Consider the following 24,978-nt stretch of genomic DNA (forward strand, 5'->3'; position numbering starts at 1 on the left):
CACTCCACGGTCGGCGAGGTTCGCCTGGCCCCGCGGGCACCTTGGTGGTCACATCTTGGTGTACCGGGCCATGGCGAAGCTATACAGGCCGTAGGTGATGAGCCCGAGACCCGCAACGACGACGAGCACGGGCCCGAAGGGTTGGCTCAGAAGCGATTTCAGCGCGCCGTCGAGTCCGGTCGCCCGGTTCGGATCCGACACGATCGCGGCCACGACGACGAGCACCCCCACCTCGGCGAGAACGAGTCCCTTCGCGACGTAACCGGCGATCCCCAGTGTTCTCACGACATTGCTGGGCGCGCCGTGGAGGTCCTCGAGGAAGTTCTGGCTCGCGCCCTTGTAGACGTGATATCCGCCGACCGCCACGATCACTAACCCGGCCGCTACGAGGGCCACGGTGCCTGCCGCGGATTGCATCATGTGCGCACTGATTCCCGCGTCCTGTTGCCCGGTGGACTTTCCGCGCCCGCGCGTGAATTCCAAGGTGGAGTAGGCGAATGCGAGGTAGACGACCGCCAGGGCGAGGGCTTTGCCGCGGTCAAAGACCTCGGACATGGGGTCTTGGTCTTTCGGATCGGTCGAACGTCCGAATATCGTTTCGGCAAGACGCCAGAGCGCCATCGCCGCGAACGCGACGGTGGCTACCCACAGCGCGAGCACACCGCCCGGCTTGCTCGCCAACTCGGCCAGCGCACCGGACTGGTCGGCCGCGCCGCCCCCGCCGAGGGCGAGCCGGATGGCGATGTAGCCGATGATGAGGTGGACGAGGCCGCTGGTGACGTATCCCGCGCGGGCGAACCGCTCGAAGACACTATTCTGCGCTACCCGTTCCGCGGCGGAGTCAGTGACGCTATCGCTCACGGCGGCGATCCTCCCGGTGTGGACCGGACGTCGGATCCGGATCGGTCAGGATTGATCCTCGACCCGTGACACGCCGGATTGATGGGCCGGACCGACACTCCGTTCGGTGTCATCGGTCGAGTCTGGATGTTTGGGTTCTTCGTCGTCAGGCGTCGCCCCCGGAGCTCCTCGGCGTGGCGGAAGAGCCTGTGGGATCGGTCGAGTGCCGCTGAGAGCCGCCTGCGTCGGACTGGCCGGTTCTGCCCTCATAGGGCGGGACGACCGGATCCGCGTCGCCAATCTCGGTGGTGTACAGGGGTTCGGGCGCGTCTGGTTGATCTGGATCGGTGGACGGCAGATCGTGGTCCTCGATCGCGCCAGATCGTCGCCCAGCGCCTTCGGACGCGCCTGGCGAGGGCATGCCACGCGAGCCTGGTTCGCCTCGCTCGGACTGTGGCTCTTCTTGCCTTCCAGTTTTGTCGTTCACTTGAACGCTCCTGGTCCCGTTGATTGAACTCTCTCGGCTTGATTCAGGGCGGTGGGCTAGATCCATCCGGCGATTTCGGTGGCGACGAGCAGCAGCGGGCGCCCGGGGACAATTGGCAAAAAGGTCCATTGATGCACGCTTGGGATCAGCCAATTCGCCAGCAGCGCACGACAATGACCTTGCGTTCATGGCGGCTGGCACCCCGTGCCCCGCCCGCTCGTCGGCCCACGAGCGGGCGTCAACATTGGGTCGGGTCAGTCCTTGAAGGCGTCCTTGACCTTCTCGCCGGCCTGCTTGAGGTTGCCTTTGGCTTGGTCCTTGCGGCCCTCGGCCTCAGTGTCCTTGTCTCCGGTGGCCTCTCCGACCTTCTCCTTGGCCTTTCCTGCTACCTCTTCGGCCTTGTTCTTCGCCTTGTCGACGGCGCCCATTGTGTCTCCTTTGCACTCGCTGATCTTGCCGCGGGTTCGCGGACAGTGAGCCGCGTGCAACGCGGCCAGGGCCTGGATACCCAATCCCGGCGATGTCTAACGGTGCTCGGCGGGATTCGATGTCATTGCTCGTCGGCGGCATCGTGGTGATACAAGTGGCTCGAAGCCGTCCCGGCGGCGTGTTTCGCAGAGTCCGCCAGGTTCTGGGCCGCGTGCTGCGTTGCTTCAGCGGCCTGCGACTCGGCAGCGCGGTCGAGAATCTCGTGTGCCTTGCCGGGCAGGTCAATCTTCTGCAGCCGTTCTCTGGCCTCGGGGACGTGCTCCTTGACAGCCTGGGTGACAGTGTGGCCGGCCTTGACTGTAACGAGTCCCGCCCGCCTGCTTCCGTCGACGATCGCACCGATGGCGGCTCCCGTAGCGGCGCCGATGACCATTCCTGTCCACAGATTGCGCATGACATAGGTATGCCCCATCAGATGCGAGCGCAAACGCCGACGACGGTGACCTCCCGTTGCTCCATCCGCGGCGCGGCTGGGTTTACCCCTCCGGATTCGGTGGTCGGTTGGGGCAAAGGACGCCATACGCCCGGTCGGCTGAAATGTTCGGCGAGCGGCAGGCCTCTGGTCACGATCTCGTCGCGAACGTCCGTGAGGGGCAGCCGGACCCGCCACCACTACATGTCGCAGCCCCTCTTTTCGAACTGGACCGTTGTGAGGTATTCGGTTGCTTGCGCGCCGAGCGGTGCGTGTCGGTCGTCACGCTCGGCACAAAACCGAGCAGCCTGACAGTCACGAACACCAACGCGAACACGAGTGCAGCCTTCTGGACAGGGAGAGCACTCGCGAGCCGAGACCGTGACATCACCGAACCTCCTCGTTTGCCCCTCCGGGACGACTGGCCTTTTCGGCCGCCCTTGCGGATACCCAAGTCAACTGCGGATCGCGCGGTCCGCGTGGACAGGCCCCCACACCATGCCGCGCCGTATGGCTGCTCAGGGGGTGCGCTTGCCGCCCATCGGCGGTGAAACGGTCGGTTCCGCCGCCGGAGTCGGGGTCGCAGCTTCTTCCAGCGGCGCGCCGGCGGTGGAAGCGGTGATCGCGCTCGTGTCAGCGCCGTCAGCGCCGTGGTGGGTAGCCTTCTTCGCCAGGGCACCGACCTTCTGCTGCAGCTTCGGGGCCTTATCCTTCACGGTCTCTGTTGCGTCGCTCACCTTCTCCTTCACGGCGGGGTTGTGCAAAAGTTCGACGGACTGATCCCTCATCTTCTCGTAGGTTTGCCTGCCAGCCCGGGTTCCCAGAACGAAGCCAACGGCCGCCCCCGATGCGAAGAACAACGTTTTCACCATGACATCTCCCGATTGTTGTGTGAGACGGGCGCTCAGCCGGATCTCGTCAATACGTCCTGCTACCGCTATGCCCGCAGGCAGCCGAGTGCAAACCGCCGAAACGGGCTAGCTTCGCTTCGTTGACGAAGCAGCAGTTCAGAGTGCAGAGGGGACGTTGTTCAGGAGCGGTGCATGACCGTCCCGGCAAGGGTGCAGAGGCGGCGGGCAAGCCTCACGATGGGGATACCCAGCGGAAGAATGGCACAGCAATGTCGGGATCATGCCCATTCGCCGCCGCAATGAACTGCCTGGTGGACCACTTCTGGGTTGTTGGTTCAGGTGCATGAAAAGAGGTTATTCGGCGACTTTCAACCCGGCCGAGATCCGGCCCGGGCGTTCACCTGCGTCGTAAAGGTGTTGCGCTAGCGAGCGTGATCATCGGTAGTTTCGCTGGCGGCGGATAGCAGGCTGCGGAACTCGCCCACCACACGGGCGCGGGCCTCGGAAGACCGGGCCGTTGGTGTGTTGAAACCACACCGTCGATGAGACGGGTTTGGTCCAGGCGTCAGGCGGGAAACCCGAAGTTTGAGGCCCTCCAATGGAAGCAATCGACCTGCGGCCCCTCGGGATGAACCACCCGATGGGGGCCGCCACGACTTCGCACACTGTCGCCGCACAGATGCGAACAACCCTCGGCCCCGCCCGCGGGCCGATCACCCAACAGAGAAGAAGTACCGCCATGAGCATCGGGAAGAAGCTTCGGCACAAGGCTGAAACCGCAGAGGGTGCAGCCAAGAAGACGGTCGGTAAGGCTCTCGGAAACGAACGCATGGAGGCAGAGGGGCGCGCAGACCAGGCAAAGGGCAACGCTAAGCAAACCGGAGACAAGCTCAAGCAAGCGGGACAGAAGATCAAGCACGCCTTCAAACACTGACCCGCGCTCACGCCCTTCGATATCCCATCCCCAGTCTCTCTCCCGAAATTAGGTCGACGTCATGTTCATTCTCGGTATCATCCTCGCCATCATCGGCGCGGTTGCCAGCATTCCCGTCCTGTTGTACATCGGGGTCGCCCTTATCGTCATCGGCGTGGCGCTCGAGATCATGGGCATGACCGGCCACGCTGTGGCGGGCCGACGCCACTACTACTGACCCGTAGTCCGAGTTGTATCCACCGGTCCCGCCCGCGCCGCGATGTTTCGCGGTGGGGGTGAAGATCCGGAGTGTGGAGCAGACGCATGGCGATCTCCGACATCAAGGAATATGCGCACCTCACCGCTGACGACGTCGAGGCGCTGCGCTCCGAACTTGACAGTCTCCGGCAAGACGTCACTGAGTCGCTCGGCGAGAAGGACGCCAGATATATCCGCCGCACCATTGCCTTCCAACGGCTGCTCGATACGGCGGCCCGGTTGGTGATCCACGGTAGTAGGTCGCCGGCAGGGTGGATTCTCGGGGCGACGGCGCTCGGTGTGGCCAAGAGTGTGGAGAACATGGAGATCGGCCACAACGTCTGTCACGGGCAGTGGGACTGGATGAACGACCCGGAAATCCACTCCAGCACCTGGGAATGGGACATGGTCGGGCTGTCGTCGCACTGGCGTTACTCCCACAACTACCGCCACCACGTGTTCAGCAACGTTGTCGGGATGGACGATGACCTCGGCTACGGCGTCATCAGGATCACCCGCGACCAGCCATGGAGGCTCGACAATCTGTTGCAACCGGTACGAAACCTGTTGTTGGCGGTGACATTCGAATGGGGCATCGCCCTGCACGACCTGTATTCCGAACAGGCCCGCGCCGACACAGACGCCGAGAAATCGGCGCATCGCAGAAAATTGATTGGGAAGATCGCCCGACAGACGGGAAAGGACTACCTGCTCATCCCCGCCCTCAGCGGACGCCGCTGGCGAAGAACCCTCACGGCAAACCTGACCGCTAACCTGCTGCGGAACGTGTGGGCGTACGTGGTGATCTTCTGCGGGCACTTTCCCGACGGAGCCGAGAAATTCACCCTCACGGAACTCGAAGACGAGAGCCGGGCGGAATGGTATCTGCGTCAGATGCTCGGCGCCGCGAACTTCCACGCCGGCCCGGTGTTGGCGTTCCTGAGCGGCAACCTCTGCTACCAGATCGAACATCACCTGTTTCCCGACCTCCCCAGCAACCGCTATGCGGGGATCTCCGCCAAGGTGCGCGCCTTGTGCGAAAAGTACGACCTGCCGTACACCACCGGGTCGCTGGCACGGCAATACCTTCTGACGCTGCGGACCATCCACAAACTCGCCCTGCCCGACCGATTCCTGCGTGCGACCTCCGATGATGCGCCGGAAACGGCCTCCGAACTGAAATTCCGCCCATCGTTCCCGGTGCCCGCTGACGTAAACACCGGGCGACGGGTGGGACTGCGCACCGCCCTACGCAACGCGCCCGCCGGGACGAGGCGCCATCGGCAGACAAGATCGATCCTCACCCGCATCCTCGTCGTGCTCGAGTATCACCCGCAGGGCTTCTTCGAAAAGACCGGAAACATCTGGCGAGCCCAGGGTCGGCGGATGCGCTTGGAGCTGAAGAACTTCCAACGCCATGTCATGACAAGCACTGTCCTACATCCCGACGACGTCGAGGGCTGGCCCGGGGAAATCCGGGACGGCGAGGTGGTCGAGCCAGAGCAGGACGAATACGAAATGGACACGGGCGAGGAAGCCGAGGACGAGGACGCAGTCGAGGAGGACGAGGACGCCGGCGACACGTCTACGGCATCGTGCCCGCGGACGTGGAGACCGAAGACGGCGCCGTCGACGTCGAGCGAATCGTCGTAGCCGAAGCGGTACTTCAATCCGCCGCGCTGGCGCCGATCGGATTGGCGCACTACTTCGCAGGCGCGCTGATCCTGCCGTACAGCCAGTTCCTGGACTCGGCTGAATCGCTGCGCTACGAAATCGACCTCCTGAGCCTGAAGTTCGAGGTCGGCTTCGAGACCATCTGTCACCGGCTGTCCACGCTGCAGCGGCACCGCCAGCGCGGGGTGCCCTTCTTCTTCGTCCGAACCGATCGTGCCGGGAACATCTCCAAGCGGCAGTCCGCCACCGCCTTTCACTTCTCCCGGGTGGGCAGGAGCTGTCCGTTGTGGGTGGTCCACGAGGCGTTCGCCAACCCCGGGCGGATCCACACGCAGGTGGCGAAGATGCCCGACGGGCGCACCTACCTGTGGGTGGCCCGGACCACCCACAGCGGCGGCCTCGGCTACCTGGCACCCGAACGCAACTTCGCGATCGGGCTCGGCTGCGACATCGCCTACGCCGACCGGATGGTGTACTCGCGCGGAATCCAGACCGACGATCCGGCCACGATCGTGCCGATCGGCGCGGGGTGCGAGGTGTGCGACCGCCCCGCCTGCGCGCAACAGGCATTCCCGCAGTTGGGGCGGTCGGTCCTGGTGAACGAGAACAGCAGCGGCCACCTGCCGTACCCACACGCGTAGCCGCACCCACGCCCGCCCGGGGCGAGCGCAGGTGCGGCGCCGGCCTAGAGCTCGGCCCGGACCAGTGCGGTCGCGGCGACGAGGTTGCGCAGGGACGCCTCGACCTCGGCCCGGCCACGGGTCTTCAGGCCGCAGTCGGGGTTGACCCACAGCCGCTCCGCAGGAACAGCCTTCAGCGCGGCACGCAGCGAGTCGGCGATCTCCGCGACCGAGGGCACCCTGGGGGAGTGGATGTCGTAGACGCCCGGACCGACACCGAGATCGAATCCGACCGCGTTGAGATCGTCGAGGACCTCCATGTGCGAGCGCGCCGCCTCGATCGAGGTGACGTCCGCATCCAGACCGGCGATCGCCCCGATCACCTCGCCGAACTCCGAGTAGCACAGGTGGGTGTGAACCGAGGTCGCGTCGGCGACCCCGGAGGTGGCAAGCCGGAACGCGCCGACCGACCAGTCCAGGTAGGCGGGTTGATCCGCCGACCGCAGCGGCAACAGCTCACGCAGCGCGGGCTCGTCCACCTGGATCACCCGCGCCCCCGCTCTTTCGAGGTCGACGGTCTCGTCGCGGATCGCCAGCGCCACCTGGTCGGCCGACTCGGACAGCGGCTGGTCGTCCCGGACGAACGACCACGCCAGGATGGTGACCGGCCCGGTGAGCATGCCCTTGACCGGCCTCGCCGTCAGGGACTGTGCGTACGAGGTCCAGTCGACCGTCATCGGGCGCGGTCGACGGACATCGCCGTACAGGATCGGCGGTCGCACGCAGCGGGTCCCGTAGGACTGCACCCAACCGTTGGCTGTGGCGAAGAAGCCGTCGAGCTGTTCGGCGAAGTACTGCACCATGTCGTTGCGCTCGGGTTCGCCGTGCACCAGCACGTCCAGACCCAGCTGTTCCTGGAGGGCGATGACATCGGCCACCTCGCCGCGCATCCGGCGCAGGTACTCGGCCTCGTCGATCTCGCCCTTCCGCAGCGCGGCCCTGGCCACCCGGATGGCGGTCGTCTGCGGGTACGAGCCGATCGTGGTGGTGGGCAGCTTCGGTAGCGGCAGGACGGCAGCCTGCACCTCGCGCCGCTCCGCGGCGGGACGCCGCCCGCCGTCGGACGCCTTCAGACCGGTCAATCGCGCCCGGATCGCGTAGTCGTGCAGCCGTCGATCGGCCGCCCTGGTGGCCTTCGCGGACGCCGCCTGCGCCAGCTCCTCGCCGACGGCCTCGCGACCGGAACGCAGGCCGGTGGCGAGGGTGATGACCTCGCGCACCTTCTCGGAGCCGAAGGCCAGCCAGGACCGCAGGGCGTCGTCGAGTTCGCTCTCGCTCTCGAGCGAGTACGGCACGTGCAGCAGGGAGCAGGAGGTGGAGACCGCGACCGAAGCCACGCTTCCGCGCAGGGTTTCGAGCGTCGTCAGGGATGCGGCCAGGTCGTTGCGCCAGATGTTCCGCCCGTCGACGATCCCGGCGACGAGGTGCTTGCCCGCGAGTTCGGGGATTCCGGCCAGCGCCTCCTGGTCGCCCGCGACGAGGTCGACCGCCAGACCCTCGATGTCGGTCTTCGCCAGCGCGGGCAGGGCGGCGCCGAGGTCGCCGAAGTAGGAGGCGAGCAGGATCGCGGGCCGATGCTCGAGCGCGGACAGCGACCGGTACACCTCGCCAGCGGTGGCGATCTCGGACTCCGTGCGATCGGCGACCAGCGCTGGTTCGTCGATCTGAACCCACTCGACGCCTGCGTCCGCCAGCCGCCCGAGCAGCGCGGAGTACAGCGGGAGCAGCTCCCCGACCCGGGAGAGGAGGGAGGACTCGGAGTCGATCGCCTTCGACAGGAGCAGGAAGGTGACCGGCCCGATCAGCACCGGTCGCGCGGCGATGCCGAGGGCCTGCGCCTCCTCGACCTCGCCCAGCACCTTCGACGGGTCGAGGGTGAACCGGGTCGAGGAGCTGATCTCGGGGACCAGGTAGTGGTAGTTCGTGTCGAACCACTTCGTCATCTCGAGTGGGGTGACGGTGGCGGTGCCGCGGGCGGCCGCGAAATAGCGATCCAGAGCCGTCGACTCGCCGGCGACCCGCTCCGGCAGGGCGCCGAGCATCGCGGCGGTGTCGAGCATCTGGTCGTAGTACGAGAAGACGTTGACCGGAACGGAATCGATCCCGGCGTCGCGCAGTTCGGTCCAGGTCTGTGTGCGTAGGTCCCGTGCGACGGCATCGAGCGCGGAGGCGTCGAGACTGCCGGCCCAGAAGGACTCGACGGCCCTCTTGAGTTCGCGGCGGGGACCGATGCGCGGGGAGCCCAGCACGGTTGCGGTGAAGGTGGATGTCACGGTGTTCTCCAGTTGCTGACAACGGGGTGGCCACCACCGGCAGACGAGAGCACGGACCGAGCCCAGGTGGCGCCCGCGTGCGGGCAGCAGTCAACGGCGATCCGATCTACTCGCCCATTCCACGAGGCGGTGGACCGTCGGGCACGGCGTGCCCGACGCAGTCGGCAGGTCTTCGGACTCGCAGGCGCCCGGTGATCGACACCGGTCCTAGTGGCCGTCGCTTCCCAGACGCGAAGTCCAGTGCATGGTGACGGCGGTCGTTCCTGCATACCGCTGCGGGACAGTCCCGGATTCTCACCGGGTTCCCTCTCACACCTCTCTCCTCATAGGCAAGGGAGACGTGCTTCGACGCCGGGCGGGGACTTCGGGGCTCCTCATGACCACACCGGGCGGACCGATTGCACTGACGAGTATATGAGGCAGACCGGGAGCGGTCGACCAGCTCGCTGCGGGGGTGTTCGCCCGCCGTTCGGGCCATCTGTGAACCCTGCGAAAGAGTTGTGATCGAGTCGTATATCCGCAGCTCACGGTGGGTGCCGTATCCCTGTGAGGTGGGGGCCGGTAGCGTACTGCATCGTTACAGCGGGTCGAGTATGCGGGAATTTCCCGGATGCTAGGACACCGTCCGGCGAGCGGTACGAGAGCAAGGGTAATTTTCAGCAATGTTCTCTAAAGTTTTGGTTGCCAATCGCGGGGAAATCGCGATCAGGGCATTCCGCGCCTCCTACGAGCTGGGCGCGGGGACCGTAGCTGTCTTTCCGTACGAGGACCGCAACTCGGTCCACCGTCTGAAGGCCGACGAGAGTTACCAGATCGGGGAGGAGGGGCACCCGGTCCGGGCCTACCTGTCGATCGCCGAGATCGTCGCGGCTGCGAAGAAGTCCGGCGCCGACGCCATCTACCCCGGCTACGGCTTCCTCTCCGAGAACCCGGACCTGGCCGCGGCCTGTGCCGCCGAGGGCATCACCTTCGTCGGCCCGTCCGCGGAGGTGCTCGAGCTCACCGGCAACAAGGCCCGCGCGATCGCCGCCGCGAAGGCGGCAGGCCTCCCCGTGCTCTCCTCGTCGGCGCCGTCCGCCGACGTGGACGAGCTGCTCGCCGCCGCCGCGTCCATGCAGTTCCCGCTGTTCGTCAAGGCGGTCGCAGGCGGCGGTGGCCGCGGCATGCGCCGGGTCGCCGAGCGCGCCCAGCTGCGCGAGGCGATCGAGGCCGCGGCCCGCGAGGCGGAGTCCGCCTTCGGTGACGCCACCGTGTTCCTCGAGCAGGCCGTCGTCGACCCGCGCCACATCGAGGTGCAGATCCTGGCCGACGGTCAGGGCAACGTGATCCACCTGTTCGAGCGCGACTGCAGCGTGCAGCGACGACACCAGAAGGTGATCGAGCTGGCGCCCGCGCCGAACCTCCCGGAGGAACTGCGCGCGCGGATCTGCGCCGACGCGGTCGCGTTCGCCAAGGAGATCAACTACAGCTGCGCGGGCACCGTCGAGTTCCTCCTCGACACCCGCGGCAACCACGTGTTCATCGAGATGAACCCGCGCATCCAGGTCGAGCACACCGTCACCGAGGAGGTGACGGACGTGGACCTGGTGCAGGCGCAGCTGCGGATCGCCTCCGGCGAGACGCTTGCCGATCTGGGCCTGTCCCAGGATTCGATCAAGCTCCGCGGCGCGGCGCTGCAGCTCCGCATCACCACCGAGGACCCGGCCAACGGGTTCCGTCCCGACACCGGCCGGATCACCGCGTACCGCACCCCCGGCGGTGCAGGCGTACGCCTCGACGGCGGCGCGAACCTGGGCGCCGAGGTCGGCGCCTACTTCGACTCGATGCTCGTCAAGCTCACCTGTCGCGGCCGGGACCTGCCCGCAGCCGTCGCAAGGGCGCGCCGGGCGGTGACCGAGTTCCGGATCCGCGGCGTCGCCACCAACATCCCGTTCCTGCAGGCCGTCCTCGATGACCCCGACTTCCGCGCGGGCAACGTGACGACCTCGTTCATCGAGGAGCGCCCGCAACTGCTCACCTCGAGGGCGTCGGCCGACCGCGGCACCAAGATCCTGACCTACCTCGCCGACGTGACCGTAAACAAGCCGCACGGCGAGCGCCCGACCACGGTCTACGCGCGCGACAAGCTGCCCAAGATCGACCTGACCACGCCGCCGCCCGCCGGCTCGAAGCAGCGACTGATCGAGCTCGGGCCCGAGGGCTTCGCCGCCGCGCTGCGTGCACAGGACGCGCTCGGTGTCACCGACACCACCTTCCGCGACGCGCACCAGTCCCTGCTGGCGACCCGGGTGCGCACCGGAGGCCTGCTCGACGTCGCCGGTCACGTCGCCAGGATGACCCCCGAGCTGCTGTCGGTGGAGGCCTGGGGCGGCGCGACCTACGACGTCGCGCTGCGCTTCCTGCACGAGGACCCGTGGGAGCGGCTGGCCGCGCTGCGCGAGGCGATGCCGAACATCTGCCTGCAGATGCTGCTGCGCGGCCGCAACACCGTCGGTTACACGCCCTACCCCGAGTCGGTCACCCGCGCGTTCGTGCGCGAGGCCACCTCGACGGGCGTGGACATCTTCCGGATCTTCGACGCGCTCAACAACGTCGACCAGATGCGGCCGGCCATCGACGCGGTCCGCGAGACCGGCACCGCCGTCGCCGAGGTCGCGATGAGCTACACCGGTGACCTGTCGAACCCGAACGAGGACCTCTACACCCTCGACTACTACCTGAAGCTGGCCGAGCAGATCGTCGACGCGGGCGCCCACGTGCTGGCCATCAAGGACATGGCCGGACTGCTGCGGGCACCGGCGGCCGCGACCCTGGTATCGGCGTTGCGCAGCAACTTCGACCTGCCGGTGCACGTGCACACCCACGACACCCCCGGCGGCCAGCTGGCCACCTACCTGGCGGCGTGGCAGGCGGGAGCCGACGCCGTCGACGGCGCGAGCGCGGCGCTGGCGGGCACCACCAGCCAGCCCGCGTTGTCGGCGATCGTCGCGGCCACCGCCCATTCGGCGCGGGACACCGGCCTGGATCTGCAGGCCGTGTGCGACCTCGAGCCGTACTGGGAGGCGCTGCGAAAGGTGTACGCGCCGTTCGAGTCCGGGCTGCCCGCCCCCACCGGTCGCGTCTACACGCACGAGATCCCCGGCGGTCAGCTGTCGAACCTGCGCCAGCAGGCCATCGCGCTCGGGCTGGGCGACCAGTTCGAGGAGGTCGAGGCGAAGTACGCGGCTGCGGACCGGATGCTCGGCCGCCTGGTGAAGGTGACCCCGTCCTCCAAGGTGGTCGGCGACCTCGCGCTGCACCTCGTCGGCTCGGGCGTGTCGACGGACGAGTTCGCGGAGAACCCCGCCGGATACGACATCCCGGAATCGGTGATCGGGTTCCTGCGCGGCGAACTGGGCAACCCGGCAGGCGGCTGGCCGGAGCCGTTCCGCACCAGGGCGCTCGAGGGCCGCGGCGAAGCCAAGCCCGAGACGCCGTTGACCGCGGACGACCAGGCCGGACTCGACGGTTCTCCTGCCGAGCGCCGCGGCACCCTGAACCGGCTGCTGTTCCCCGGCCCGACCCGCGAGTTCCTCGAGCACCGCGAGAAGTACGGCGACACCTCGCGGCTGTCGGCGAACCAGTTCTTCTACGGACTGCGCCGCGGCGAGGAACACCGGGTCACGCTGGCCCCCGGTGTCGAGCTGCTCATCGGGCTCGAGGCGATCTCCGAACCCGACGAGCGCGGCATGCGCACGGTGATGTGCATCCTCAACGGCCAGCTGCGGCCGGTGTCGGTGCGCGACCGCTCGATCGCCAGCGAGGTCCCCGCCGCGGAGAAGGCGGACCGGGGCAACCCCGGCCACGTGGCCGCGCCGTTCGCGGGCGTCGTCACCCTCGTCGTGGCGGAGGGACAGAAGGTCGCTGCGGGCGACACCGTCGCGACGATCGAGGCGATGAAGATGGAGGCGGCGATCACCGCAACCCGCGGTGGCGTCGTGAGCAGGCTCGCGATCACCCCGGTGCAGCAGGTCGAGGGCGGCGACCTGCTGACCGTGATCTCCGTGGTGTCGACGGAGGAGGACGGGCCGCAGTGACCCGGATCGTCGCCGGCGCCGCGGGTGGGCGCCGGCTCCGGGTCCCGCCGAAGGGCACCCGGCCTACCTCGGAGCGTGTGCGCGAGGCGCTGTTCAGTTCGCTCGACGCCCGGATGCATCTCGACGGCGCCGCCGTGCTCGACCTGTTCGCGGGATCGGGAGCGCTTGGCCTGGAGGCGCTCTCACGGGGCGCCGAGCACGTGGTGCTGGTCGAGTCGGACGCGAAGGCGGCCGCGGTGGCGCGCGAGAACGTGGCGACGCTCGGGCTGCCCGGCGCGCTCGTGCGGTCGTCGCCGGTGGCCGCGGTCGTCGCGGGCACGCCCGATCGGGAGTACGACCTGGTCTTCCTCGACCCGCCGTACGCGATGGGCGAGGACGAGGTCGGATCGGTGCTTGGCGCGCTCGTCGACGGGGGCTGGATCGGGGAGGATTCGCTGGTCGTCCTCGAACGGTCCTCGCGATCGCCCGCGACCGTGTGGCCGTCCGGACTGTCGGCCGACCGGGTGCGTAAGTATGGCGAGACCCGGATCGAGATCGCCTGTTACGGTCTGCAGTCATGAGCAGTGCGGTCTGCCCCGGGTCCTTCGATCCCATCACCAACGGTCACCTCGACGTGATCGGCCGGGTGGCGGTTCAGTTCGACGAGGTCATCGTCACGGTGATGATCAACAAGAACAAGAAGGGGCTGTTCAGCATCGACGAACGCCTCGAGATGCTGCGCGAGGCCGTCGCGGACCTGCCGAACGTCCGGGTCGACTCCTGGCAGGGACTCCTCGTCGACTATGCGAAGGCGAATGGGGCCAGCGCGATCGTCAAGGGCCTGCGCGGCGCCAACGACTTCGACTACGAGCTGCAGATGGCGCAGATGAACCACAAGCTCACCGGCGTCGACACCCTCTTCATCGCGACGAACCCGCGCTACAGCTACCTGTCCAGCTCGCTGGTCAAGGAGGTGGCGACCTACGGCGGTGACGTCGCGGACATGCTGCCCGCGAAGGTGCACGAGCGGCTGCTGGCCCGGCTGGCGGAGCGCGCCGCGGGGCCGACCGCGTAACGGTTGATCCTCGACACACTGGGCGTGGCGGCGCGCCGGTGAGCGGCGCGACGGGCAGACTGGTCCCGTAAGCCGTCGTCGACGATTGGGGTTTGGCGTGTACCGGGTATTCGAGGCGCTCGACGAGCTCGTCGCGATCGTGGAAGAGGCGCGCGGTGTCCCGATGACGGCCGGGTGCGTGGTGCCCCGCGGTGACGTCCTCGAACTCCTCGATGACGTCCGTGAGGCGATCCCGGGCGAGCTCGATGACGCGCAGGACGTGCTCGACCACCGCGACAAGCTGGTCGGCGACGCCCGCGCGCACGCCGAGCAGGCGGTCTCGAGCGCGGACGCCGAGGCGGCGGCCACCCTCGCCGAATCGCGGGACAACGCCGACCGGATCCTCGCCGACGCCAAGGCGAAGGCCGACCGGATGGTCTCCGAGGCGCAGGCACACGCCGATGAACTCGTCGCGGACGCGCGCGAGGAGGCGGACCGGACCATCGCCGAGGGGCAGCACGAATACGACAGCCTCACCGGGCAGGCAGCGGCCGAGGCGGAGCGCCTGGTCGAATCCGGCCGCGCCGCGCACGAGCGGTCGGTCGCGGACGGGCGCGCCGAGCAGGAGCGGCTGGTGTCGCAGACCGAGGTCGTGCAGGCCGCGCACTCGGAGTCGGCTCGGGTCATCGACTCCGCGCACGCCGAGTCGGACCGGCTGCGGGGCGAATGCGACCTGTACGTGGACGGCAAGCTCGCCGAGTTCGAGGAGTTCCTCAGCGGGACCATCCGCTCCGTTGGCCGCGGCCGCCAGCAACTGCGGACCGGCTCCGGGATCCCCGACTACGACGAGCCCGACGAGCGACCCAGCCGGTCGAGCCGTCACCGGTAGCCGAGGGTCGCCGGCTTCAGATTTTCCATTGGGGCACCCCATCGCGTACCGTTGAGTGGTTGCCCATCCCCTTCTTCGCTGACGAAAGAGTATTCGCGTGTCCTCGCATCGTTCCGGTTCGCCCCGTCTTCACGAGGGCGGTCTTGTGCTGGACATCCTCAGTCTGGGGCGCCGTCCCGGGTCGATGACCACGGTCACCCGCACGGTGCCCGCCGCCTCCCGTATCGGCCTCGACATGATCGCGGTGCCGGTCGGCGGTGACGTCGCACTCGACCTCCGGCTTGAGTCCGTCTCGGAGGGCGTGCTGGTCACCGGCACCGTCCGGGCGGCCACCGAGGGGGAGTGCTCGCGCTGCCTCGAACCGTTCGACGCCGAGCTCGACCTCTACCTCACCGAGCTGTTCGCGTACCCGAACAGCACCACCGAGGCGACCACCGAAGAAGATGAGATCTACCGCATCGTCGATGACCTGATCGATCTCGAACCGGTCATCGTGAATGCGGCCGGGCTAGCGCTTCCGCTGCAGCCATTGTGCAGCGAAGATTGCCAGGGACTGTGCCCCGAATGTGGGGTTCGTCTGGCGATTGCAGAATCTGGGCATGGACATGAGATACTGGATCCTCGCTGGGCTGCCCTCGCGGGGAAGTTCGACGCTGAGGATGCATCATCCCAGCCCAGCAAGAGTCGTGTGAACACTGAAGCCGAGGAGAAGTAGAAGTGGCTGTCCCCAAGCGCAAGATGTCGCGGTCCAACACCAGGTCGCGTCGCAGCCAGTGGAAGACCACTGTGCCCACCCTCATCACCTGCCCGAACCGTGGCTGTGGCGAGAAGACCCTGCCCCACATTGCGTGCCCGTCCTGCGGCACCTACAAGGGTCGTCAGGTCACCGCTGCGGTCTAGTCGCGCAGTGACAAGTAGCAACGCAGCACCCGCCGGCGGCGAGGGGGATCATGATTCCCTCCTCGCCGCTCTTGGCGTTGTCCTGGACGAACCGCTGCTCACGCTGGCGCTGACCCACCGCTCGTATGCGTACGAGAACGGCGGGTTGCCGACCAATGAGCGGCTCGAGTTCCTGGGCGACTCGGTGCTCGGCCTGACCATCACCGAGAAGCTCTACGTCGCGCATCCGGAGAAGTCCGAGGGTGAGCTGGCCAAGATCAGGGCCAGCATCGTCAACATGCACGCACTCGCGGAGGTCGCACGCGATCTCGGTGAGGGTGGTCTCGGTGCCCATCTCCTGCTCGGCAAGGGCGAGGAGATGACCGGGGGCCGCGGCAAGGCGAGCATCCTGGCGGACGGCATGGAGTCGCTGCTCGGTGCCGTGCACCTGCAGCACGGCATCGACACGGCGCGGACCGTCGTGCTCTCGCTGTTCGGTGACCTCCTCGAGCGCGCACCCAAGCTGGGCGCGGGTCTCGACTGGAAGACCAGCCTGCAGGAGCTGACCGCGGAGCGTGGCGCGGGCGTGCCGGTCTACGAGATCAGTGCGACCGGGCCCGATCACGACAAGGAGTTCACCGCGACCGTGCTGGTCGCGGGGGATGCGCTCGGCGTCGGTGTCGGACGGTCGAAGAAGGAAGCCGAGCAGAAGGCGGCCAGCACCGCCTGGAAGTCCCTCTCGGAGGACGACTCCGACCAGGTCGGCTGACGCCGTGCCGGAGCTGCCCGAGGTCGAGGTGGTCCGGCGCGGGCTCGAGGCCCACGTCGTCGGTTCCCGGATCGATGCCGTCGAGGTCCTGCATCCCCGAGCCGTCCGCAGGCACCTTCTCGGCGGTGACGATCTCGCGGCGCAGCTTGCCGGTCTCGGGGTCGTCGGCGCCAGCCGTCGCGGCAAGTACCTCTGGCTCGAGTTGGCGCCCGGCGACCTCGCCGTGGTGGTGCACCTCGGGATGAGCGGCCAGATGCTGGTGCAGCCGCCGGCCGCGCCGCGCGAGAAGCATCTGCGCATCCTGGCGAACCTGGACAGCGGGTCACAGTTGCGGTTTGTCGACCAGCGCACCTTCGGCGGCTGGGCATTGGCGCCGATCGTCGACGTGGACGGGACGGCATTGCCCGAGCCGGTGGCCCACATCGCGCGGGACCCGCTGGACCCGTTGTTCGACGCGGATTCGGTCGTCGCCGCGATCCGGGCGAAGGGATCCGAGATCAAGCGGGTGATCCTGGATCAGACGGTACTGTCCGGGGTCGGCAACATCTACGCCGACGAGGCGTTGTGGCGCACCGGGATCCACGGGAACAGGCCTGCTGACCGGCTGACCCGCCCACAGGTGCGCCTGCTGCTCGGCTCGGTCACCGAGGTGATGAGCGAGGCGCTGGCGCAGGGCGGTACCTCGTTCGACGCGCTGTACGTGAACGTGAACGGGGAGTCCGGGTACTTCGACCGGTCGCTGTCCGCCTACGGCCGCGAGGACCGTCCGTGCCCGCGCTGTGGTGCGCCCATCCGGCGGGAGAAGTTCATGAACAGGTCCTCCTACAGCTGCCCGAAGTGCCAGCCACGGCCGCGAGGCTTGTAGACCCCGACCCGCGACGCGCACACTGACGGGTGTCCTTCGGCGAGGAGGTCTCGTGGCCGACTACGACGACATGCTCATCGTGCGCCAGCTCGTCGACGATGTGCTGCTGGTGTTGCGCTGGTCGGCGCAACCGGACGCGGCCCTCGGTGACGACAGCGGTGCGGAGCGCGCCGTGCTGCCCGACGAGGATCTCCGACGCCGGTTCGCCTCGGCTGTCGAACAACTCGTGGCGAATCAGGGGGCGGAGGCGCTCCGCGCGCTCAGCGGCGAGAGCCGGGAGTTCCCCGCCGACACCGTGATCGACGCGTTGGGATCGGCGGGCTGGGACGGCGCCATGCGTGATTTCAAGCTCGCGGTGATCGAGCTGGCAGGCCGCAGCGAGGTGATGGGGGTCGTCCGCGGCGGCGGGACGATCGGGCGGCGGATCTTTCGAACCCTCCTGGCCGCGCTGAACGCGGCCCTCGCCAGTCTCAGCGCCATCCCCGGCGCGTCGGCGATCCAGGAGCTCAAGGACTTCCTGGAGAAGGTCCTCGAGCAGGAGCCGGATGAGCAGCCGTGAGTCAGCGGGCGAGATGCCTGCCGACCACCTCCGCGATCGCACCGGCGACGGCGTCGGCCTGGGTCTCGGGTAACTGCGCGTATCCGAACATCAGGCCCCGTGGACCCGCCGCGTCGGTGCGGTAGGGACCCAGGCCGGGCACCGCGATGCCCCTGGTGCCGAGTTCGGTTGCGATGGCGTCGTCGTCGGCGTGGTCCGGCAGGCGCAGCACCACGTGCAGCCCGGCCTCGATGCCCGCGAGGTCGACCCCCGGCCGGTCCATCAGGGTTGGGCGGCTCCGGAGTGCACCGACCAGGGCGGCCCGCCGCGCCGAGTAGGTGCGCGAGGCCCGGGCGAGGTGCCGGGTCAGGGCGCCGGATTCGATGAAGTGGGCCAGTGCGAGTCCGGTGACCCCGCAGCAGTTCTCGCCGGTGCGGCGCAGCGATTCGTGCACCCGCTGGAGCAGGGCGGGCGGGGGGAGCAGCCAGGCAAGGCGGATCGAGGGCGAGAGGATCTTCGACGCGGTGCCGAGGTAGGCGACGTGCTCGCGTCCGCCCTCGATGCTGCGCAGGCAGGCAGTGCGGAGACGTCGTAGCGGAACTCGCCGTCGTAGTCGTCCTCGATGATCAGCGTCCCGGAGGCGGCCGCCCGCCCCACCAGCCCGGCGCGACGGGCGACCGGCATCCGGGCGCCGAGCGGATACTGGTGCGCCGGAGTGCAATACACGGCGGCATCGGTCTCGCGGAGCGCCGCCGGGTCGAGACCGTCGGCATCGACCGCGATCGGCCGCGGGCGGGCCCCGGACAGCTCGAGTGTCCGGCGGGCGTTGCGGTACCCCGGCTCCTCGAAGGCGACGTCCCTGCCGGCCAGGTCCGCGGCCGCGGCGAGGGTGCGCAGCGCGGAGTCGACACCGGGGACGACCACCAGTTCGTCCGGGTGGGCGAGAATCCCGCGGGTGCGGCGCAGGTGCAGGGCCAGCGCGTGGCGCAGCACCGGATGGCCGGTCGAGCCGGGCGAGCGCGGGCGGATCGGTGCCGCCGCGGCCGCCCGCCAGGCGCGCCGCCAGTCGTCGGGGGAGATGAGGCCGGTGTCCGGGCAGCCCGGGGTGAGGTCCCAGGTCGGGGCTGTCGGTGTCGGTCCGGTGTCCGGGACCGGCGTCGGGCGGTCCGACACGTGGGAGCCGGCACCCGCGGCGGCCGCGGCATCGGCCCCAGGCGCGATCAGGGTCCCGGATCCCGGCCGCGCGCACGCATATCCGGCCGCGCAGAGTTCGTCGTAGGCCTCGACCACGCCTGCCCTGGACACGCCCAGCTCGGCGGCGAGCGCCCTGGTCGGCGGCAGTGCGTCGCCGGGGTGTAGCCGGCCGAGCCGGATCGCGTCGATGATCGCCTCCGAGATGCGGTGCCGGAGAGCGGCGCCGGTGGGAGGCAGCGTCAGCGTCAGTTGGACGTCGCGGGGGTGGCGGGCCATGCTCGGAGAATACTGGACTATGCAGATTGGCAATTCTGGACCTGTTGGCCGCGCCAGAATGTGACGAGGCTGGTGGGGTGGACACAATCACCAGGCACCCCGAACGCTCGATGCTCGACCGAACCCAGCTCGACGCCGTGCTCGATGCAGCGGTGGTGGGCACCCTCGCCACCGTCGTCGACGGCATGCCGTGGGCGGTTCCGATGCTCTATGCCAGGGACGGCGACCGGATCATTCTGCACGGGTCCACCGGCGCCGGGGCACTACGCCAGGTCGCGTCGGGCGCACCCGCCGCGCTCTGCGTTGCCCTGCTCGACGGAATCGTGGTGGCGGACAACCTCTTCAACTCCTCGGCCAACTACCGATCCGCCGTGGTGCGCGGGCACCTGATCGCGCTCACGCGGGATGAGTCCGCCGACGCGCTGAACGCACTCTCGGACGCCCTGATCCCGGGACGGAGTGCCGAGGTGCGCGGCCACACCAAGAAGGAGCTCGCGGCCACGCTGACCATCGCGTTGCCGATCAGCGCGGGCGGGTGGACGGTCAAGGTACGCAACGCCCCGCCGAGCGAACCCAACCGAGTCGGCGATGCCTGGGCGGGCGTCGTGCCGCTGCGGACCGTGGCGGGCGCACCGATTCCGGCGCCCTGGGTGGACGGGGACACCCCGGTGCCCGCGTCGGTCGGTCGGCTCGCGGGGGAGACCGCTGTCGTCTGACCGCCACGGAACTGTGCGCGCGTTGTACCCCTGTTGGGGTGCGACGCGCGCACAGGCGCAAGCGCGTAAAGAAGGCGTCAACAGCCCAGGTGGCGGCGTTAGCGAGCCGTAAGGAAGTCCCTATTCGCCCTCGTCCGGGAGCACGCTGCACTGTGCCCGAAAACGGGGACGGCGCACGCCGATGGACGGCGCGCGTGAGACTTTCGAAAAGGAACTGTCATGGCTGATCTGGCCTACGTGGCGCTCATCATCGGCACCTTCGGCCTCTGCGCGCTGGTGCTGCGCGGGTTGCAGACAAAGCGTGCGCAGTGACCGCCGGCGGGACGCTCAGCGTCATCCTGATCGCCATCGCGGCGGCCCTCGTGATCTACCTGCTGATCGCGCTTCTTGACCCCGAGAGGTTCTGACACATGAATCCCGCGCTTGCTGCGGGACTGCAGATAGCACTGGTGATCGCCGTGCTAGCGATTCTGTATGTCCCCGTCGGTGACTACATGGCCAAGGTCTACACCACCGACACCGATCTCCGCTCAGGGGATCTGCGCATCGAGACGGTCCTGTACCGGCTCTGCCGTATCAACGCCCGCACCGACCAGACCTGGTACGGCTACGCCGGGAGCCTGCTCGGCTTCTCGGCCGCGAGCGTGCTGTTCCTCTACTTCCTGCAGCGCGTCCAGGGCGTGCTGCCGCTCAGCGGTGACCTGTCCGGGGTGAGCCCGGCGATGGCCTTCAACACCGCCGCATCGTTCGTGGCGAACACCAACTGGCAGTCCTACGCGCCCGAGACCACGATGACCAACCTGACCCAGCCGCTCGGCCTGGCCGTGCAGAACTTCGTGTCCGCGGCGGTCGGTATGGCGGTCGCGGCAGCGCTGATCCGCGGCTTCGTCCGTGTCTCCCGCGGCGGCGAGATCGGCAACTTCTGGGTGGACCTGACCCGTGGCTGCATTCGGATCCTGCTCCCGATCTCGTTCGTCATCGCGCTGATCCTGTTGAGCCAGGGCGTGATCCAGTCCTTCGATTCCGGTTTCTCCTCGACCGGCCTCGACGGGAACTCCGTCACCAACGCGCTCGCGCCGGTGGCCTCGCAGGAGGCCATCAAGGAACTGGGCACCAACGGTGGCGGCATCCTCGCGGCGAACTCGGCGCACCCGTTCGAGAACCCGACTCCGCTGAGCAATATCGTCGAGATCATCGCGATCCTGCTCATCCCGGTGTCGCTCACCCGCACCTTCGGCACCATGGTCGGCGATCGCAAGCAGGGCCTGACCCTGCTGGCCGTCATGGGCCTCCTCTGGGCCGGCCTGCTCGCCGTGACCCTCGCCGCCGAGTCCGGCCAGCGTGGCGTCGCCGCCACCGCGGCAGGCGCCATGATGGAGGGCAAGGAGGTCCGATTCGGGATCCCCAGCACCGCGCTGTTCGCGGTCAGCACCACCGGAACCTCCACCGGCGCGGTCAATTCCGCGCACGACAGCATGTCGCCGCTCGGCGGCGGCGCGGTGATGCTCAACATGCTGCTCGGTGAGATCGCACCCGGCGGCGTCGGCACCGGCCTGTACGGCATCCTCGTGTTGGCGCTGATCGCCGTGTTCGTCGGCGGACTGCTCGTCGGCCGCACCCCCGAGTATCTGGGCAAGAAGCTGGGGCAGCGGGAGATCACGCTGGCGGCGCTCTCGGTGCTCGTGATGCCGGCACTGGTGCTCATCGGCACCGGTATCACCGTGATCCTGTCGTCCACCACCGGATATCAGGGCAACAGCGGCGATCCGGGCACGCCCGGATCCATCCACGGGTTCTCCGAGGTCCTCTACGCGTTCGCTTCGGCCTCGAACAACAACGGCAGCGCTTTCGGCGGCCTGACCGTGACGAGCGACTGGTTCCAGTCCTCGCTCGGCGTCTGCATGCTGCTCGGACGATTCCTGCCGATCATCTTCGTCCTCGCGCTCGCCGGATCCCTGGCGTCGCAGAAGAAGACGGCGCCGGGCGCAGGCACCCTGCCCACCGCGGGCCCGATGTTCGCCGGACTCCTCACCGGCACCGTCGTCCTGGTCGCCGCGCTGACATTCTTCCCGGCCCTGGCTCTGGGCCCGATCGCGGAGGCTCTGCAATGAGTGTGAACACAACCGTACGACCCGACGTCACCCCGCGATCCGGGGAAGGCGCGGGGGACGACCAGCACCACCAGCATCGGGTGCAGGGCGGGATCTTCAGCCCGAAGCAACTGCTCACGGCGCTGCCCGGTGCGGTCCGCAAGCTCGACCCGCGTCACCTCGCGCGCAACCCGGTCATGTTCGTGGTGCTCGTCGGCTCGGTGGTCACCACGGTGATGGCGATCGCCGACCCGTCGGTGTTTTCCTGGGTGGTCGCGGCCTGGCTGTGGTTCACCGTGCTCTTCGCGAACCTGGCCGAATCCGTCGCAGAGGGGCGCGGAAAGGCTCAGGCGGCAAGCCTGCGGAAGGTCAAGCAGGACACCACCGCTCACCGCATCACCGCCGGTGGTGCCATCGAGTCGATCCCGGGCGCTGACCTGGTGGTCGGCGATCGGGTGGTCGTGGTCGCGGGCGAGGTGATCCCCGGTGACGGCGACGTCGTCGAGGGCATCGCCACCGTGGACGAGTCGGCCATCACCGGCGAATCCGCGCCCGTGGTCCGCGAGTCCGGCGGCGACCGCTGCGCGGTGACCGGCGGCACCATCGTGCTGTCCGACCGGATCGTCGTCGAGATCACCGCGGCGCCGGGCCACTCGTTCGTGGACCGGATGATCGCCCTGGTCGAGGGCGCCGCGCGGCAGAAGACGCCCAACGAGATCGCCCTGAACATCCTGCTGGCCTCGCTGACCATCATCTTCATGCTGGCCGTGGTCGCCATCGGGCCGATGGGCATGTACGCGGGCCAGGAGCAGGACCCGATCAAGCTGATCGCGCTCCTCGTCTGTCTCATCCCGACGACCATCGGCGCGCTGCTCTCGGCCATCGGCATCGCGGGCATGGATCGACTGGTGCAACGCAACGTGCTGGCCATGTCGGGCCGCGCGGTCGAGGCGGCGGGCGACATCGACACGCTGCTGATGGACAAGACCGGCACCATCACCTACGGCAACCGCAGGGCCACCGCCCTGCATCCCGCTCCCGGGGTCACCGCGGGGGAACTCGCGGCAGCCGCCCGGCTGTCCAGCCTGGCGGACGGCACGCCGGAGGGCCGCAGCATCGTGGAGCTGTGCGCCAGGGACTTCGGGCTCGACCCGGACCCGTCCGAGGCGGAGAAGCTCGGCGAGTTCGTGCCGTTCACGGCTCAGACCCGGATGAGCGGACTCGACCTCAACGGATCGCAGATCCGCAAGGGCGCAAGCGACGCAGCGCTGTCCTGGGTGCGGACGCAGGGCGGCGGTGCGGCCCCTGCCGTCACCGACACGGTCAACGAGATCGCCCAGGTCGGCGGCACGCCGCTCGTGGTGGCCGTGGTCGAGGCGGGGAGCCCGAGGGTGCTCGGTGTCATCGAGCTCTCCGACGTGGTCAAGCCGGGCATCGCCGAGCGGTTCGCCGAGCTGCGGGCCATGGGCATCCGTACCGTCATGATCACCGGCGACAACCCGTTGACCGCCAAGGCGATCGCCGCCGAGGCAGGTGTGGACGACTTCATGGCCGAGGCGACCCCGGAGGACAAGCTCGAGCTGATCCGCAAGGAGCAGCGGGGTGGACGTCTGGTCGCGATGACCGGTGACGGCACGAACGATGCGCCCGCGCTGGCACAGGCCGACGTCGGCGTCGCGATGAACACCGGTACCTCCGCGGCCAAGGAGGCCGGGAACATGGTGGACCTTGACTCGGATCCCACCAAGCTCATCGAGGTGGTGGAGATCGGCAAGCAGCTCCTCATCACCCGTGGAGCGCTGACCACGTTCTCGCTCGCCAACGACCTGGCGAAGTATTTCGCCATCCTGCCCGCGCTGTTCAGCGGCATCTACCCGCAGCTGGACACGCTGAACATCATGCGCCTGGCGACGCCGCAGTCGGCGATCGTGTCGGCGGTGATCTTCAACGCGTTGGTGATCGTGGCGCTGATCCCGTTGGCGCTCAAGGGCGTGCGCTACCGGCCGTCCTCGGCCTCGCAGTTGCTGGGCCGAAACCTGCTGATCTATGGCCTCGGTGGTGTGATCACGCCGTTCATCGGCATCTGGCTGATCGACCTCGTCGTCCGACTTATTCCTGGGATTGGGTGAGCTTGAATGCGATTCACTATCGGTTTCGTGAAGCAGGTGTGGGCCGGCCTGCTGGTCCTGCTCGCGCTCACCGCGATCCTCGGGGTGATCTATCCCGCCGCGGTGTGGGGGGTGGGCCGGATCAGCTCCGGATCCGCGGAGGGCTCGCCGGTGCGTGACAGCAACGGTTGCGTGGTCGGCAGTCGCTGGGTCGGGGTGGACCCGCAGGTGGAGTCCGGTGCGCCGGATCCGTTCTTCCACAACAGGGTCACCGGTTCGGTCGCCGATGAGGACCCGTTTGCGCCGGGCGACCCGGCGACGGCCCTGCCGACCAACCAGGGCCCCAGCAGCGAGATCCTGGCGTCGTTCATCACCGAGCGTCGCACGGCGATCGCCGAGCGGGAGGGCGTGCGCCCCGATCAGGTTCCCGTCGACGCGGTGACCGGATCCGGGTCCGGCATCGACCCGCATATCAGTCCCGCCTACGCCGCGATCCAGGTGCCCCGGGTTGCCGAGGCGAACGGGCTCGGCGAGGAGCGGGTCCGCCAGCTCGTGGACGAGAACACCGAGGGCCGCCGGCTCGGGCTGCTCGGCGAGGAACGGGTGAACGTGCTCGAACTGAATCTCGCACTGGGCTTGACCGCGCCTTCCTGCGGTTGACGTGCGCA

General features: G+C 68.4%; 21 protein-coding genes, 3 pseudogenes and 1 riboswitch. Of the genes and pseudogenes, 18 read left to right on the forward strand and 6 right to left on the reverse strand.

Annotated elements, in window-relative coordinates; genetic code table 11:
• Positions 1–48 precede the first annotated feature (48 nt).
• The 4 genes from JOE46_RS00885 to JOE46_RS00900 form a co-directional block, all read right to left on the reverse strand.
• Positions 49–861 carry a DUF1206 domain-containing protein gene (locus tag JOE46_RS00885; RefSeq protein ID WP_097212639.1) on the reverse strand — a complete coding sequence of 271 codons (813 nt, stop codon included), beginning with the start codon at positions 859–861 and terminating at the stop codon, positions 49–51.
• A gap of 720 nt (positions 862–1,581) precedes the next feature.
• Positions 1,582–1,755: a CsbD family protein gene (locus tag JOE46_RS00890; protein ID WP_097212640.1), complete on the reverse strand. Its 174-nt coding sequence runs from the start codon at positions 1,753–1,755 to the stop codon at positions 1,582–1,584.
• Between the two features lie 122 nt (positions 1,756–1,877).
• Positions 1,878–2,210, reverse strand: a complete 333-nt coding sequence (locus tag JOE46_RS00895) for a hypothetical protein (protein WP_143548484.1) — start codon at positions 2,208–2,210, stop codon at positions 1,878–1,880.
• 536 nt (positions 2,211–2,746) lie between these two features.
• Positions 2,747–3,100: a YtxH domain-containing protein gene (locus JOE46_RS00900; RefSeq protein ID WP_097212642.1), complete on the reverse strand. Its 354-nt coding sequence runs from the start codon at positions 3,098–3,100 to the stop codon at positions 2,747–2,749.
• 718 nt (positions 3,101–3,818) lie between these two features.
• Here JOE46_RS00900 and JOE46_RS00905 point away from each other — a divergent pair.
• The 4 genes and pseudogenes from JOE46_RS00905 to JOE46_RS00920 form a co-directional block, all read left to right on the forward strand.
• Positions 3,819–4,013 (forward strand): CsbD family protein, encoded by a 195-nt coding sequence (locus tag JOE46_RS00905; RefSeq protein WP_097212787.1) that lies wholly within the window; start codon positions 3,819–3,821, stop codon positions 4,011–4,013.
• 61 nt (positions 4,014–4,074) lie between these two features.
• A complete protein-coding gene (locus JOE46_RS00910; RefSeq protein WP_097212643.1) occupies positions 4,075–4,230 on the forward strand; it encodes a DUF6131 family protein in 156 nt (51 codons plus the stop codon).
• An 86-nt stretch (positions 4,231–4,316) separates the two neighbouring features.
• Positions 4,317–5,504 (forward strand): annotated as a pseudogene (locus JOE46_RS00915) (fatty acid desaturase); the annotation flags it as partial.
• A 380-nt stretch (positions 5,505–5,884) separates the two neighbouring features.
• Positions 5,885–6,565 (forward strand): annotated as a pseudogene (locus tag JOE46_RS00920) (short-chain fatty acyl-CoA regulator family protein); the annotation flags it as partial.
• 44 nt (positions 6,566–6,609) lie between these two features.
• Here JOE46_RS00920 and metE read toward each other — a convergent pair.
• Entirely contained in the window at positions 6,610–8,877 is a 2,268-nt protein-coding gene (metE, locus tag JOE46_RS00925; RefSeq protein ID WP_097212645.1) for a 5-methyltetrahydropteroyltriglutamate--homocysteine S-methyltransferase, read from the reverse strand.
• A 145-nt stretch (positions 8,878–9,022) separates the two neighbouring features.
• Positions 9,023–9,230: riboswitch (cobalamin riboswitch) on the reverse strand.
• A gap of 309 nt (positions 9,231–9,539) precedes the next feature.
• Between metE and JOE46_RS00930 the strand changes: the two genes are divergently transcribed.
• From JOE46_RS00930 to JOE46_RS00970, 9 genes are all read left to right on the forward strand, one after another.
• Positions 9,540–12,953: a pyruvate carboxylase gene (locus tag JOE46_RS00930; RefSeq protein ID WP_097212646.1), complete on the forward strand. Its 3,414-nt coding sequence runs from the start codon at positions 9,540–9,542 to the stop codon at positions 12,951–12,953.
• The gene (gene rsmD / locus JOE46_RS00935; RefSeq protein ID WP_097212647.1) at positions 12,950–13,513 is read left to right on the forward strand and encodes a 16S rRNA (guanine(966)-N(2))-methyltransferase RsmD; all 564 of its coding nucleotides are present in this window, start codon (positions 12,950–12,952) and stop codon (positions 13,511–13,513) included. The genes JOE46_RS00930 and rsmD overlap by 4 nt, the downstream gene beginning before the upstream one ends.
• Positions 13,510–14,007, forward strand: a complete 498-nt coding sequence (gene coaD / locus JOE46_RS00940; protein ID WP_097212648.1) for a pantetheine-phosphate adenylyltransferase — start codon at positions 13,510–13,512, stop codon at positions 14,005–14,007. Before rsmD ends, coaD begins: the two co-directional genes overlap by 4 nt.
• Positions 14,008–14,104: 97 nt before the next feature.
• Positions 14,105–14,875 (forward strand): DivIVA domain-containing protein, encoded by a 771-nt coding sequence (locus JOE46_RS00945; RefSeq protein ID WP_077041189.1) that lies wholly within the window; start codon positions 14,105–14,107, stop codon positions 14,873–14,875.
• A gap of 145 nt (positions 14,876–15,020) precedes the next feature.
• Positions 15,021–15,590 carry a DUF177 domain-containing protein gene (locus JOE46_RS00950; protein WP_257017545.1) on the forward strand — a complete coding sequence of 190 codons (570 nt, stop codon included), beginning with the start codon at positions 15,021–15,023 and terminating at the stop codon, positions 15,588–15,590.
• Between the two features lie 2 nt (positions 15,591–15,592).
• Positions 15,593–15,775, forward strand: a complete 183-nt coding sequence (gene rpmF / locus JOE46_RS00955; RefSeq protein WP_077041191.1) for a 50S ribosomal protein L32 — start codon at positions 15,593–15,595, stop codon at positions 15,773–15,775.
• A 7-nt stretch (positions 15,776–15,782) separates the two neighbouring features.
• Positions 15,783–16,523: a ribonuclease III gene (gene rnc / locus JOE46_RS00960; RefSeq protein WP_097212649.1), complete on the forward strand. Its 741-nt coding sequence runs from the start codon at positions 15,783–15,785 to the stop codon at positions 16,521–16,523.
• 4 nt (positions 16,524–16,527) lie between these two features.
• Positions 16,528–17,388 (forward strand): bifunctional DNA-formamidopyrimidine glycosylase/DNA-(apurinic or apyrimidinic site) lyase, encoded by an 861-nt coding sequence (mutM, locus tag JOE46_RS00965; protein ID WP_097212650.1) that lies wholly within the window; start codon positions 16,528–16,530, stop codon positions 17,386–17,388.
• Positions 17,389–17,440: 52 nt separating this feature from the next.
• Positions 17,441–17,947, forward strand: a complete 507-nt coding sequence (locus JOE46_RS00970; RefSeq protein WP_097212651.1) for a hypothetical protein — start codon at positions 17,441–17,443, stop codon at positions 17,945–17,947.
• A gap of 1 nt (position 17,948) precedes the next feature.
• Here JOE46_RS00970 and JOE46_RS00975 read toward each other — a convergent pair.
• A pseudogene (locus JOE46_RS00975) lies at positions 17,949–19,396 on the reverse strand (PLP-dependent aminotransferase family protein).
• Positions 19,397–19,473: 77 nt separating this feature from the next.
• Here JOE46_RS00975 and JOE46_RS00980 point away from each other — a divergent pair.
• The 5 genes from JOE46_RS00980 to JOE46_RS01000 all read left to right on the forward strand — a co-directional run bounded on the left by JOE46_RS00980 (position 19,474) and on the right by JOE46_RS01000 (position 24,970).
• On the forward strand, positions 19,474–20,112 hold the full coding sequence (locus tag JOE46_RS00980) for a pyridoxamine 5'-phosphate oxidase family protein (protein WP_097212653.1): 639 nt from the start codon (positions 19,474–19,476) through the stop codon (positions 20,110–20,112).
• Between the two features lie 308 nt (positions 20,113–20,420).
• Positions 20,421–20,519 carry a K(+)-transporting ATPase subunit F gene (kdpF, locus tag JOE46_RS00985; RefSeq protein ID WP_099459055.1) on the forward strand — a complete coding sequence of 33 codons (99 nt, stop codon included), beginning with the start codon at positions 20,421–20,423 and terminating at the stop codon, positions 20,517–20,519.
• Between the two features lie 3 nt (positions 20,520–20,522).
• Positions 20,523–22,223 carry a potassium-transporting ATPase subunit KdpA gene (gene kdpA / locus JOE46_RS00990; protein ID WP_097212654.1) on the forward strand — a complete coding sequence of 567 codons (1,701 nt, stop codon included), beginning with the start codon at positions 20,523–20,525 and terminating at the stop codon, positions 22,221–22,223.
• Positions 22,220–24,331 (forward strand): potassium-transporting ATPase subunit KdpB, encoded by a 2,112-nt coding sequence (kdpB, locus tag JOE46_RS00995; protein WP_209925893.1) that lies wholly within the window; start codon positions 22,220–22,222, stop codon positions 24,329–24,331. The genes kdpA and kdpB overlap by 4 nt, the downstream gene beginning before the upstream one ends.
• A gap of 6 nt (positions 24,332–24,337) precedes the next feature.
• Positions 24,338–24,970 (forward strand): potassium-transporting ATPase subunit C, encoded by a 633-nt coding sequence (locus JOE46_RS01000; RefSeq protein WP_097212655.1) that lies wholly within the window; start codon positions 24,338–24,340, stop codon positions 24,968–24,970.
• Positions 24,971–24,978 lie beyond the last annotated feature (8 nt).

The sequence above is a fragment of the Rhodococcus sp. PvR099 genome, from assembly GCF_017833315.1.
GTDB lineage: Bacteria > Actinomycetota > Actinomycetes > Mycobacteriales > Mycobacteriaceae > Rhodococcus_G > Rhodococcus_G oryzae.

Coding starts and splice junctions, on each gene's coding strand:
- JOE46_RS00890 (WP_097212640.1), bottom strand. CDS start 1,755: ATGGGCGCCGTCGACAAGGCGAAGAACAAGGCCGAAGAGGTAGCAGGA.
- JOE46_RS00895 (WP_143548484.1), bottom strand. CDS start 2,210: ATGCGCAATCTGTGGACAGGAATGGTCATCGGCGCCGCTACGGGAGCC.
- JOE46_RS00900 (WP_097212642.1), bottom strand. CDS start 3,100: ATGGTGAAAACGTTGTTCTTCGCATCGGGGGCGGCCGTTGGCTTCGTT.
- JOE46_RS00905 (WP_097212787.1), top strand. CDS start 3,819: ATGAGCATCGGGAAGAAGCTTCGGCACAAGGCTGAAACCGCAGAGGGT.
- JOE46_RS00910 (WP_097212643.1), top strand. CDS start 4,075: ATGTTCATTCTCGGTATCATCCTCGCCATCATCGGCGCGGTTGCCAGC.
- JOE46_RS00930 (WP_097212646.1), top strand. CDS start 9,540: ATGTTCTCTAAAGTTTTGGTTGCCAATCGCGGGGAAATCGCGATCAGG.
- coaD (WP_097212648.1), top strand. CDS start 13,510: ATGAGCAGTGCGGTCTGCCCCGGGTCCTTCGATCCCATCACCAACGGT.
- kdpA (WP_097212654.1), top strand. CDS start 20,523: ATGAATCCCGCGCTTGCTGCGGGACTGCAGATAGCACTGGTGATCGCC.
- kdpB (WP_209925893.1), top strand. CDS start 22,220: ATGAGTGTGAACACAACCGTACGACCCGACGTCACCCCGCGATCCGGG.
- JOE46_RS01000 (WP_097212655.1), top strand. CDS start 24,338: ATGCGATTCACTATCGGTTTCGTGAAGCAGGTGTGGGCCGGCCTGCTG.